The sequence below is a fragment of the Pelagimonas sp. genome (assembly GCF_058892305.1).
On sequence record NZ_JBZXVN010000035.1, the window covers coordinates 39,707 to 51,559 of the forward strand.

8 protein-coding genes are annotated in these 11,853 nt (G+C 55.9%); 5 read left to right on the top strand and 3 right to left on the bottom strand.

The window, feature by feature from the left end; translation table 11 throughout:
• Nucleotides 1-26 precede the first annotated feature (26 nt).
• Complete coding sequence (locus AC5EFR_RS14955) at nt 27-722, bottom strand: DUF6778 family protein (protein ID WP_493576591.1); 696 nt, start codon at nt 720-722, stop codon at nt 27-29.
• A 306-nt stretch (nt 723-1,028) separates the two neighbouring features.
• On the opposite strand from AC5EFR_RS14955, the gene edd reads away from it, so the two are divergent.
• Together edd and eda are read left to right on the top strand one after the other, a co-directional pair.
• A complete protein-coding gene (gene edd, locus AC5EFR_RS14960; protein ID WP_493576592.1) occupies nt 1,029-2,846 on the top strand; it encodes a phosphogluconate dehydratase in 1,818 nt (605 codons plus the stop codon).
• 77 nt (nt 2,847-2,923) lie between these two features.
• Nucleotides 2,924-3,568, top strand: a complete 645-nt coding sequence (gene eda / locus AC5EFR_RS14965; RefSeq protein ID WP_493576593.1) for a bifunctional 4-hydroxy-2-oxoglutarate aldolase/2-dehydro-3-deoxy-phosphogluconate aldolase — start codon at nt 2,924-2,926, stop codon at nt 3,566-3,568.
• A 51-nt stretch (nt 3,569-3,619) separates the two neighbouring features.
• Here the strand turns inward: eda and AC5EFR_RS14970 are convergent, their stop codons facing one another.
• The gene (locus AC5EFR_RS14970; protein ID WP_493576594.1) at nt 3,620-3,889 is read right to left on the bottom strand and encodes a hypothetical protein; all 270 of its coding nucleotides are present in this window, start codon (nt 3,887-3,889) and stop codon (nt 3,620-3,622) included.
• Nucleotides 3,886-6,666 (bottom strand): bifunctional [glutamate--ammonia ligase]-adenylyl-L-tyrosine phosphorylase/[glutamate--ammonia-ligase] adenylyltransferase, encoded by a 2,781-nt coding sequence (gene glnE / locus AC5EFR_RS14975; protein WP_493576595.1) that lies wholly within the window; start codon nt 6,664-6,666, stop codon nt 3,886-3,888. Before glnE ends, AC5EFR_RS14970 begins: the two co-directional genes overlap by 4 nt.
• Nucleotides 6,667-7,628: 962 nt before the next feature.
• Between glnE and AC5EFR_RS14980 the strand changes: the two genes are divergently transcribed.
• From AC5EFR_RS14980 to AC5EFR_RS14990, 3 genes are all read left to right on the top strand, one after another.
• Complete coding sequence (locus AC5EFR_RS14980; protein ID WP_493576596.1) at nt 7,629-9,608, top strand: BTAD domain-containing putative transcriptional regulator; 1,980 nt, start codon at nt 7,629-7,631, stop codon at nt 9,606-9,608.
• 76 nt (nt 9,609-9,684) lie between these two features.
• A complete protein-coding gene (locus AC5EFR_RS14985) occupies nt 9,685-10,704 on the top strand; it encodes a phosphatase PAP2 family protein (protein WP_493576597.1) in 1,020 nt (339 codons plus the stop codon).
• Between the two features lie 28 nt (nt 10,705-10,732).
• The gene (locus AC5EFR_RS14990; RefSeq protein ID WP_493576598.1) at nt 10,733-11,776 is read left to right on the top strand and encodes a C1 family peptidase; all 1,044 of its coding nucleotides are present in this window, start codon (nt 10,733-10,735) and stop codon (nt 11,774-11,776) included.
• Nucleotides 11,777-11,853: the final 77 nt, after the last annotated feature.

Genomic DNA, 11,853 nt, shown 5'->3' on the forward strand with positions numbered 1-11,853 from the left:
TGCTTTGCCCCGTTAGGAAAGCGCGATTAGATTTGATCGACACCTTTGAGCAAACGTTCCCCTTGGTCGGACCAACCACCTGGAACCGTCAACTCGGCCTTGATCACCCGTTCCAAATGACGGTGGATACGTTCTTTCATCGTTAGACCCTGACGATCCGCGTTGATCGCCCGGCGTCCGCCAAAGGCCTTGAGATCCGCCTTGATGGTCCGGGAGACCAAAACCTGACCGCTCTGGGCATCGCGCAAGAGAAGGTCAAAGTTGATCGAATGCACCCCACCAACGCTAAAGCGGGTCTTTTCAGTAATGGAATGAAAGCGTTGAACAACGATCTCGGCTTTGACCGCCTGACCATCGGTTAGGTTTTGGCGGGCTCGGTTTAGGCTTTCCTGAAAGATATAGCCGATTTGATCCTTGCGATCTCCAATGGCATCACCGCGCCACACGATGTCAGCGACCGGATAATAAAGATTTGCCTCCGACACAGAAAGTTCCTCGGGGACCGTAATCGAATAGTTGACGATTTTATAGGTCGCCCGGCTTTGTGACGGACGCTCAGGTATATCGGGTTGCGCCGCGACCACCGGAACCACGACGACACCAGATTGCGCTAGCGGCACCGCCTCAAACGGGGCGTTTCGCGTCGCCACATCTGGCATTCCGCCACAAGCCGAAAGCGCGCTCATCAGTGCTACGGCGGCTACAATTCGAAAAGGTGTCATGGTTTTGCCCTCTTGCCCTACAACGTGCCGGCCTCACCGGCAGTCCGCTCTTTGGCGGTTTTCATTGTTTGTTAACCTGACAGGCGAATCGGCCCGAACTGGGGCGGGTTTGAGACAAAACAGCGGTTTTATCGTGGAGCGCGAAACTTCGAAATCATTCGAACAAAATCGAAAGAAAAACCGAAAGAACGCCCACTCAGCCATCAAAACGTAGGTATTTTGACTGTGGTTTATGTTGAATACACCTTTACTGTTAGCGCTAACCCACATAGACAACAGCCAAGCACAGCAGGATGGATCCCAGACATGCCAGGCAATACCCCCCTGAACGATACAATCGCCCGAGTCACCGCAAAAATCGAAGAGCGGTCGCGCGATATGCGGAAAACCTATCTGGATCGTATGCGCCAAGCCGCCGAAGATGGACCACGTCGCGCCCATCTTACATGCGGTAACCAAGCACATGCCTATGCCGCAATGGGCGGCGATCAAGACACTTTGGCTTCTGGGCGCGCGCCAAACCTTGGGATCGTTTCGGCCTATAATGATATGCTTTCGGCCCACCAACCCTATGAGCGCTACCCTGACATGATCCGCGACGCTGCGCGCAGTGTCGGTGCCACGGCGCAGGTCGCGGGTGGCGTTCCAGCCATGTGTGACGGGGTCACCCAGGGACAGGTCGGCATGGAACTGTCGCTGTTTTCGCGTGACGTGATTGCTCTGTCGGCGGGTGTGGCGCTGTCGCACAATACGTTTGACGCGGCTCTGTACCTTGGCGTTTGCGATAAAATCGTTCCCGGATTGGTGATCGCGGCGGCAACCTTTGGCTATATTCCGGCACTATTCTTGCCGGCTGGCCCTATGCCTTCTGGCTTGCCCAATGACGAAAAGGCCCGCGTCCGTAATCAGTTCGCCACCGGCGAGGTCGGACGCGAAGAATTGATGAAGGCGGAAATGGCCTCATATCATTCGCCCGGCACCTGCACCTTTTATGGCACGGCCAACACCAATCAAATGTTGATGGAATTCATGGGCCTGCACCTACCGGGGAGCTCGTTTGTCAATCCCAACACGCCGCTGCGCGATGCCCTTACCGTCGCCGGCGCCAAACGGGCACTGGAAATCACCGCGCTTGGAAATGATTACCGCCCGGTGTGTGACGTTCTCGATGCCAAGGCCTTTGTGAACGGTCTCGTTGGTCTTATGGCGACGGGTGGGTCCACCAATCTTGTCCTGCATCTGCCCGCCATGGCCCGTGCTGCCGGTATCGCGCTTGAGTTGTCCGATTTTGACGAAATCTCATCCGTAACGCCGCTGATGGCCAAGGTCTATCCAAACGGCCTTGCCGATGTGAACCACTTCCATGCTGCCGGTGGGTTGCAATACATGATTGGCGAATTGCTCGACGCGGGGTTGATGCACGAAGACGTGCAAACCGTCGCTGGCACCGGCATGAGCCATTATACTCAGGAGCCGCGGCTGACAGACGGCGCAATTAGCTTTGTCGACGGGGCCAAGGAAACCCAAAACGCCAAGATTTTGCGCCCGGCGCAGGATGCGTTCCAAACCTCTGGCGGTTTGAAACAGCTGAACGGCAACCTTGGCCAAGGGGTGATCAAAATTTCTGCCGTTGCGCCCGAACGCCATGTAATCGAAGCCCCGGTCCGTATTTTCCACGAACAAACCGACGTGAAAAAGGCCTTTCAGGCTGGCGAATTCACCTCTGACACCATCGTTGTCGTCCGCTTCCAAGGGCCCAAATCCAACGGCATGCCCGAACTACATAGCCTTACCCCGACGCTGACCGTTCTTCAGGATCGCGGTCTTAAAATGGCATTGGTTACCGACGGGCGTATGTCCGGCGCATCCGGCAAGGTGCCGGCCGCCATTCACATAAGCCCCGAGGCCGCAAACGGTGGGCCGCTGGCTTACCTGCGCGATGGCGACATTGTTCGCCTTGACGCCGCCAATGGCACCCTAACCTGCCTCACCGAAGGGTTCGACAAACGCAGCCCCGCCACCGCTGACCTTTCTGGCAACGGCCACGGAGTGGGGCGCGAACTCTTTGCCGCCTTCCGGGCCAATGTCGGACTCGCCTCGGACGGCGCGGCCGTAGTGGTCTGATCCGGCTTTTCATCTCGCCCAAAAAACGCCCGCCGGAGGCTCCCTCCAATGCGGCCCGACCAAAGGTTTAAAACGATATGACTCCGCAAGACGCAAGCATCGCTTCTGAAAAACTCTGCCGCATGGCCCCGATCATTCCCGTGATTGTGGTCGACGACCCCGCGCACGCCAAGCCACTGGCGCAAGCGCTGGTAAAAGGCGGCTTGCCTGTACTCGAAGTCACCCTTCGGACCGCCGCCGCCCTAGAAGTCATTCAAGAAATGGCCACTGTCGAAGGGGGTGTTGTCGGCGCGGGTACTTTGCTCACCCCAGCCGATGTCGCCGCCGCAAAAAACGCGGGTGCGAAATTTGGTGTCTCTCCCGGAGCAACCGATACGTTGCTAGATGCGGTCGAAGACGCCGATCTGCCCACCCTGCCCGGTGCCGCCACCTCGTCTGAGGTCATGCGCCTTCTTGAGCGCGGCTACACCGTCCAGAAATTCTTCCCCGCCGAAGCAAATGGAGGGGCCCCCGCCCTAAAGGCCATCGGCGCGCCTCTGCCACAGGTGCGGTTTTGCCCCACCGGCGGCGTATCTCTGAAAAACGCCAATGAGTACCTAAGCCTTTCCAACACCCTGTGTTGTGGCGGGTCTTGGGTCGCCCCCAAAGATCTAATGATCAAAGGCGATTGGGACGGTATTGAAAAACTGGCGGCCGAAGCCGCCGCCTTGCCACGTCGCTAGCACGGGCACGCATCTACCTAGGACGCGCCGCCGATACGTGCGCGCAGCGGATCAGGTTGCAGCGTTTCGACGACGCACACCACCGCGCCGCTTTGGCGCGGTGAGTTTCGTTAAGCCCTCGTTCAAAACGTTCGTCATCGGGTGATCCCCCATATCGCCATGGCGCTGTATAAGCGCGGCAATCAAAGCGCCCGTATCAACATCCACCGGCACCGACAGCGCCCAATCCAAAAAGATCGTGCGGCATTCTTCAAGCCTGATGCCCTCAATGCGATAGGCATCGGCAATCAAACCCTTTGGATCAACGGCATCGCCCTTCATTGATCAGACTCCTTTTTCTCTGGCAGTTCTCGTGTGATGATCCGGGCCGCACGCTGTGCCTGCGCCTCCAGTTCCGACCGCAGGGCTTCCATATCCGACGTACCAGTCAACCGTGTCAAGAACCCACAGCCTCCGCAGCCAACTGCCTGAGGGTCCAAAGCCTCTTCGCTGATGAGCCGCGAGCCGAGTTGCAACGCCCAGAACAAATTGTACGCCTCAATCAAACTCTGATGGTCCTTGACCTCTAACCATTCCGTTTGGCGCAATGCGCGGGGCGTATGGCGAATGCCCCGTCCTGACACCAATGTTGCCGCCTGTGAAAACAGCTCGATATCCTGCATCCGGCCGGCCCCGATTTTGGCGCTCCATGGGCCGCCATCCCCCTTGGCATCGGCAATTCGCGCGCGCATGTCCCCAACATCCGCAAGAACATCGTCACGGTTACGCGGCTGTGCCAAAAGTTCGAGCCGGAACCCTTCGACATCCGCCGCCAAGGCCGCCGGGCCCGCGACAACCCGCGCACGGGTTAGTGCCAAATGCTCCCATGTCCACGCCTCGTTGCGCTGATAATCTTGAAAGGAGGCCCAAGACGTGGCCACCGGCCCTTGATTGCCCGAGGGGCGCAACCGCATGTCGACCTCATACAATCGCCCTTCGGCCATCGGGGCGGTCATCGCGGTAATCAAGGCCTGTGTTAGGCGCGAATAATAGGTTCGCGACGGCAGAGGGCGGCGCCCCTCCGACGCCTCAACCCCATCCGGGTCATAGATAACAATCACATCAAGATCCGACCGCGCGTGCAAACGCCCGGCCCCAAGCGAGCCCATACCGATCACAACCGCGCCGCGACCAGGGCAAGGCCCGTGTTTTCTGGCGAACTCCTCTTGAACCACTGGCCATGTCGCGCCCAAAGTCGCCTCAGCCAAATCCGCGTAGGCGCGCCCGGCCTCCTCGGCCTCCATCAAACCACGCAACAGATGCACCCCAACCCGGAAATGCCATTCTTTGCCCCAACGCCGCGCCAGATCGAGCCGGCGTTCGTAATCGGGTTCGTCCGCCAAAAGCCCCACCAACTCGCCGGTCAACGCCGCACGCCCAGGCCAAGGGCTAAAGAAATCGCCGCCAATGACCGCGTCAAACACCTTGGCATTACGTGACAGGTGCGTCGCCAATTCCGGCGAGGTGCTGACCACATCAATCAAGAGGTCAATCAGCTGATGGTTGGCCTCAAACAACGAAAACAGTTGAACCCCGGCGGGCAACCCTTTGAGGAAGCCATCAAAAGCCAACAGGGCCTCTTCCGGCTTTGCCGCCTGCCCCAATCGGCGCAAGATTTCAGGACGCAGCCGTCGGAAAATCTCAAGCGCGCGCTCAGATCGCAACGACGGATAGGTCGGCCAGCGCGCGACAATCTCGCTATCGCCCAAAGTGTCCGGCATGTCTTCGTCACTGCCCGCGTCCGGGGCAAAAAACCCTTCTGTGACCTCATGCACTTCGGTCAACCGTCGATAGAGATCTCCCTCAAACTCTTCTACCGAAACGCCCATCAAACACGCCAACCGCTCAAATCCGTCGGGATTTTTAGGAAGATCATGGGTTTGGGCATCGTTGACCATTTGAATGCGGTGCTCGACCTCACGGTGCGCCCGATAGTGATCGGCCAAAACATCGGCAGCCTCTTGTGGAATCCAGCCCTTTTGCGCCAACACCTGTAGCCCCGGCACGGTTTTGTTGGTGCGCAGATCGGGGTCACGGCCACCGGCGATCAACTGCCGGGTTTGGGTGAAAAACTCGATCTCCCGAATGCCGCCACGCCCCAGTTTCATGTTGTGGCCAGGCAAGGTAATCGGCCCGCCAAGCCCCTTGTGTTCGCGAATGCGCAACCGCATGTCATGGGCATCCTGAATGGCGGCAAAATCCAGATGCTTGCGCCATACAAAAGGTTTCAAAGTGGTCAAGAACCGCTGCCCGGCCTCGATATCCCCGGCGCAGGGACGTGCCTTAATATAGGCGGCGCGCTCCCAAGTGCGGCCAACGCTTTCATAATATCGTTCCGCCGCCTCCATCGCCATACAGACCGGAGTAACCGCCGGATCGGGCCTTAGACGCAGATCGGTGCGGAACACATAACCGTCGCCGGTCAAATCAGACAGGCTCGCCGCCATTTTGCGGGTTGCCCGGACCAAAGACGTGCGCGCCTCGTGGAAGTCATCCGGGTCGTAGCGGGTTTCATCAAACAAACAGATCAGATCAATGTCCGAGCTGTAATTCAGCTCATGCGCGCCGCCTTTGCCCATCGCCAATGTGACCATCCCGCCCGCCGTGGCAATGTCATCTTCGCTCTGACCCGGAAGCTTTTTGCGCTTGATCTCACGCGCCACGGCCGCTTCTAGCGCGACCTGCACCGCAATATCCGAGAAATCGGTTAAGGTGCCCGTGACCTCTTCCAAGGCCCAGACCCCAGACAAATCACACAGAGCAATCAACAACGCGACCCGGCGTTTGGCCTGACGCAAGTCATGGTCAACCTTATCATAGGACCCAGACCGCAAATTCGCGAATATCTGCGCAATCGCCGCTTCTGGGTCGTCAACCGCGCCTTCTAGCCACCCGCTTTCCTTGGAAATAAGCCCCTTTAGATACGGGCTCGATCCACAGGTCCCGTCCAAAAGTCTGGCAATATCGCCACTGGCCCAGGGCGCAAAACGCTGTGCCTCCAATCCATGATCGGTATCAAAAGCGCGTGGAAGGCGGGTTATTCGGTCAACTATTCTCATATCCGCAAAAGGCCACGCCCCGCCAAAATGCGCAACACCCCAAACACGAGACGTAGCGCCGCGGCAGACAGAATTAGGGGGCTGAGACAGTTTTGATTGTAACCTCAGACAAAGAAACCCCAATGTTCAGTGCGGCGAACCTGAAAATACCGGTTCAAGTTACTTAAGCGCTTTAGAGAAACAAAACAGTCGTTAGGTATCAAAATCATACGGTGTTTTCAGGGTTTTGAACTGCGTTGAAACTTGAAAGTGATTTTCAGTTACGATCTCGGTGGCTCGCCCTGAACCACATAGGCTATCGCAATTGCCGCTTGGCCACTCAAATCAGATTGGATCTGTGACCCAGTCTGTCTGAGCAGTAATTGACCACCCTTCCTGAAACAATCCACCCTGCCCCATGGATGACTGAATTCATAGCTGCTCCCTAAGTGCCTTGTTGATAGGATGCGAGGGCCAGAAACAAGTCACCATCCCCTGCCCTTTTGGGGCCCCTGCTGCGCAACGCCAGCAATGCGCAGATAGCGGAGTTTGCAAAGTCAGGCCCTACCCAACCATTTCAGCTTAAACACGCTGCAACGCCGCAAGAAGACCGGTCATTGGTGACCCTTGCAGCAAAAATTTGGGCTAGATGACGGCCTTGCGGACTTTGCTGCCGTTAGACGAATAGCCATAAAGGTCTGGTTCAAACCAGATTGCAGACTTTGGGAGGTACTTTCATACGAAATACGCATGGGGCGCAGTTAACCGGCCGGCAACACATTTAAATCGTTATATTCCATCAAAGGGGTGAAAGACAAAATCGCTGCTGCACGGACTGCTCTGTGCTGCATTCATAGTTTGTTAACGAAATGATGGAGTTTCGACAGGGAATTTGCTACCTAAAGGGGCACTATAGATAAAAAACCAACTTGGGATGTCGTAGCTAAATGTGGGATGGTCGGCCTGGCTCAACGGACCCGGAAGTGAAAGCAACGCCGCAGTTTCAATTACGTGTTATGGGATCGGTTGCGATTTGCGTCGATGGCGTCCCTGTCCCGCTGCGCAATACCAAAGCAATCGCGATTATTGCCTACCTTTGTTTGAATTCAGATGGCATTTTGTTACGCTCTGACTTGTGCACCTTGCTTTGGCCCGAGAAAGACCCGCTGCGCGCGCGCGCGTCGTTTCGACAATGCCTAAGCTCTATCCGCCGGGCATTGGGGTCTTTGACGGATAATCTTCTTGTTATTGATGGCGAAAAGATCGGCTTGGTCAGAGATGTCATATCGACAGATCTGCAGGCTTTGCAGATGCAATTGGAACACCGGCCCTTTCCACCAGAGAAACTCTCTGATTGCCTGAAGGTCAGTCGGATGTTCTCGGATATTTTTTCAATAAGTTCAAAGTTTGAGGAATGGGCCAAAGAAATTCAAACGGATGCGGTTGCTTCGGTTTTGCGGCAGTTGAAAGAGATCTACAAAAACCCTCAGACAGACCGGACGCTGCGGTACGCCTGTGCGCAAACAGCGTTGAAACTGGACGAATTCGATGAAGAAGCGGTGCGCACATTGATGTCCACATTTGTTGAGAATGCGGAACCTGCGGCCGCACTCAGGGTCTATGCCCTTTTCTTTCAACGTTTAGAGACGGAAATGGACGCAGAGCCCGCGGCAGAAACCCAAGAGCTGGCCATTGCCATCAAACTGAACACTGGGCCAAAACAAGAAATTAGCTTGCCTGCTGCAATCGAAAAACCTCTATCAAACGCACCGCCCGTGGCATTGGCGGTTTTGCCCTTTGAGGTCTTTGGCGCAGATCAGCGGGGCGAGGAATTGTCTCTGGCATTGCTGGAGCATTTGACCTGTCATCTTGCGTCCTTCCGCGCCCCATCAGTCATTTCCAGCAACACAACACGCATGTATTTGCACAAAGTCCCGCGCCCAATGGAGGTTGGGCGTGATTTGAACGCCCGGTATATATTGTCCGGGTCGGTTCGGTTGCACGACGATCAAGCCGCGCTCACCACCCAATTGGTCGAGGCACAAAGCGAACGGGTGATCTGGGCGACAAGACTGATGAGTCGCAAACGCGAGATACTGAGTTTGAACGTGCCCATCGCAGAAGAGATTGCACGCGCCATTGTGCCGTCCGTGGATGCGGAAGAATTGCATCTGTCACGCACGCGGCCCTTGCATGAGCTGGAGCCTTATCATTTGGTTCTTCAGGCGAAAGACCTGATTTTCAAGTTGTCTCATGACGCTTTCGTGGAAGCCGGGAATCTATTGGCCATTGCCGTACGGAACGGACCCCAATTTGCACTTGCGCATTCGATGATGGCAGATTGGTTGTCGATCCGCATGTGGGAAGGCTGGTCGCCCGACTGGTTTACGGATCGTGCCGCGCTTGACCAACATGCGCTCAAGGCAATGTCGCTCTCGCCACGGGACGGGCGCGTGATGGCATTGTGGGCGCATAATCGCATGATGTTTGACCGGGACTATACCGCAGCCCTATCGCTGATTGGTGACGCGATGGACCTTAGTCCCAACGATGCAGAGGCCCTTGCATGGTCTGTGCCGACTTTGACCACAACACGTCATTCACAAGAAGCCGTGCGCAATGGGCGCCGAGCGCTAGAGCTGTCGCCGTATGATCCATTCATCTTTAGAAACGAGCATTTTCTGAGTTTCGCGCTTTTCAGCCAAGGCGACTATGACGCTTCAGCCGAATATGGGTTTTCCAGCTTCCGACGTTCACCCAATTATAGTGGAAATATCCGTGCAACCATTGCCGCATTGATGGCCGCCGGTCGACGCTCTGAAGCCGTCCCTCTCGTTGATCATCACCTAAAGTTATACCCAGATTTTTCTGTGGTGGAATTTGAGAAAATTCAGGGCTTTAGGGACCCGGCGGACAGAAAGGCCTTTGCGACATTGTTGTTGGATGCGGGCATGCCCGCCTGATTTTCACACTGCATTCACAGCGTATTCGCGGCCTGGCACCTATGAAGACCAAAATGATTAACACGGGGGAAACCACATGTCATTTTTACCATCAACCAACGGCGCAACAAATGGTGCAACAAATGGTGCCACACGCGGGTCGACATCGACCGGAATAGGCCCCGGAGCGGGCACAGTGATGCCATCGGTGTTGCCTCTGTCAATCAAAGGCGACGTATTCGATTTTGACCTGATCCCGGATGCCACTAAGCGTAGTTTTTCAGACTACGATCTGCACCCCGATCTATGGGCACAGTCAAAACTAGCAGAGCTCTTGCCTCTGGTCAGTAAAAACACTGTCGGTACTGCATCCGGTCTCGAGGCGGAACTGAGTACTTACATCAAGTCGATTAAAAACGCGCCAGAAAAGGATCTTGATGACAAAACCGAAACACCCGTTGCGACAGAACTCCACTATGCGATTGAAGTGGATCGTAACCGGACGCTGCAAAACTATGGGGCAGAGATCGCGGATCAGTCCGGCAGTTTTTACCACTATTTTTACAACGTCCTGTCGATCAATCCGGTCCAGCACCCCTGCACGGCCCGTCTGATTTCCATTGGCATGATGGTGTCGGGCATTGTGGGCATGGAATGGAAACTGCACTTTAAACGGCCCCGGCCTGTACAGATCTGGCCCGGAATTTTGCCTGTTATTCCGACCCCGCCCCATCCGTCCTTTCCCAGCAATCATGCATCACAGGCCGAGGCCGTATCGCTGTTGATACAACACGCCATGGGCGCGTATGATGACGATATGAAACCGGTTCCTGTCCAGCCCGAGACTCCTGACGGTTCTGAGACCCCTGCCAAGCCCGAAGCTGCTGACGAGTCCGAAATTACTTACAAGACCGAACAAGGGATCAGCAAATATCTCACCGAACTCTCTTTGCGGATCGCCCGCAACAGGGAACGGGCGGGCGTCCACTATCAAAGCGATTCCGAAGCTGGACGCGCATTGGCAAAATGGATCGTTACCGAATTGGTCAAATCGGGAAAAATCAACGACCTGATCACAGGCTGCCAAACCGAACTTGCGCAGTTCAAGCTCAAATGATCGGCGCAGGTGAAAGGAGGCACACAGCATGACAGAGAACATTGTTTTCGGCAGCGGCGTTCCGCAGTGGTCATTCCAGCGGGTGCAGACTGAAATCGCCAGGCGAAGTACCTTTGCGTTGAAAGAAAACACTGCCCCAGAAGTCGACCTGAGCAAGGGGCTGCGCACATTCAAGGACGGGGATGGCTGGCCCGTGCGCCATCAACATGCACGGGGCACCTGCAACGCATTCGCGGTCGTGGCGTCAGAAGAACTGCGCCGGTTTCATGTGAATGGAGAGACCAAGTACGTCCCCCTGTCCGAAGAACACCTTTACGACAAGGCATGGCGCAAGCCGCTGACAGGTATCGACAATCCGCCAACCAGGCAGGCGCTAAAAATCCTGCAAGAACAAGGTGGCACGTTTTTGGTCCAATTGAAGAACACGCTGATCAATGATGGCCTCGCAGACGCGAAAGATGCCCCTTACGAGCCCAATGCGTCGATCATCCCACCAAAAGCCCCCAAAGTGTTTGATGTCACGGTCGATAGCGCGGCTGGCAAGCGTACGGTTGCGGCGGACAAACTGTTCCATGACATCACCGACGCAGAAGTCGGCCCCAAAAGAGAATGGCAAAATAAAACGCCCCGGCCAAATCTGGTCAATTTTTTTGTGGATCAGCTGTCCAAGAAGAAACCGATCGTCGCCGGATTCGCGATCCTGAACGAGGCAGAGTATGTCTGGACTGGCGCATATGCCCGCGCCTCTGGCCACATACGCTATCCAACCGACAAGATCGTCAAGGGAAAACGACCGGTAGCCGGGCACAGCGTCTGCTTGGTTGGCTATAGGGTCAATGAAGACGACAGGGATGGGGAAGATCCGTTTACGTTTCTGTTTCGCAACAGCTATGGGACGGATGTTTTCGCCAAAGACGCATATAAATTTCCCGACCGTCTGAACGGGGGACTGCCCGGCTATGGGATCATCTCGTCGCGTGATGTCAAAAGGTATTGCTGGGAGTTCCTGACCCATGCGCCAGCTGAAGATATCGAACAGCTGACCGGAGGCTTTGTACCGTCCCGGGCTTGAGCCACGCGTCCTGAGAATACACACGCATCGCATCCGCCCAAGGCCACGCAAATTGGCCTTGGGCGATTTGCGTTTTG

Bases quoted from the DNA above. Each gene is read 5' to 3' on its own strand.
- AC5EFR_RS14955 (WP_493576591.1), bottom strand. From the start codon at position 722: ATGACACCTTTTCGAATTGTAGCCGCCGTAGCACTGATGAGCGCGCTT.
- edd (WP_493576592.1), top strand. From the start codon at position 1,029: ATGCCAGGCAATACCCCCCTGAACGATACAATCGCCCGAGTCACCGCA.
- eda (WP_493576593.1), top strand. From the start codon at position 2,924: ATGACTCCGCAAGACGCAAGCATCGCTTCTGAAAAACTCTGCCGCATG.
- AC5EFR_RS14970 (WP_493576594.1), bottom strand. From the start codon at position 3,889: ATGAAGGGCGATGCCGTTGATCCAAAGGGTTTGATTGCCGATGCCTAT.
- glnE (WP_493576595.1), bottom strand. From the start codon at position 6,666: ATGAGAATAGTTGACCGAATAACCCGCCTTCCACGCGCTTTTGATACC.
- AC5EFR_RS14985 (WP_493576597.1), top strand. From the start codon at position 9,685: ATGTCATTTTTACCATCAACCAACGGCGCAACAAATGGTGCAACAAAT.
- AC5EFR_RS14990 (WP_493576598.1), top strand. From the start codon at position 10,733: ATGACAGAGAACATTGTTTTCGGCAGCGGCGTTCCGCAGTGGTCATTC.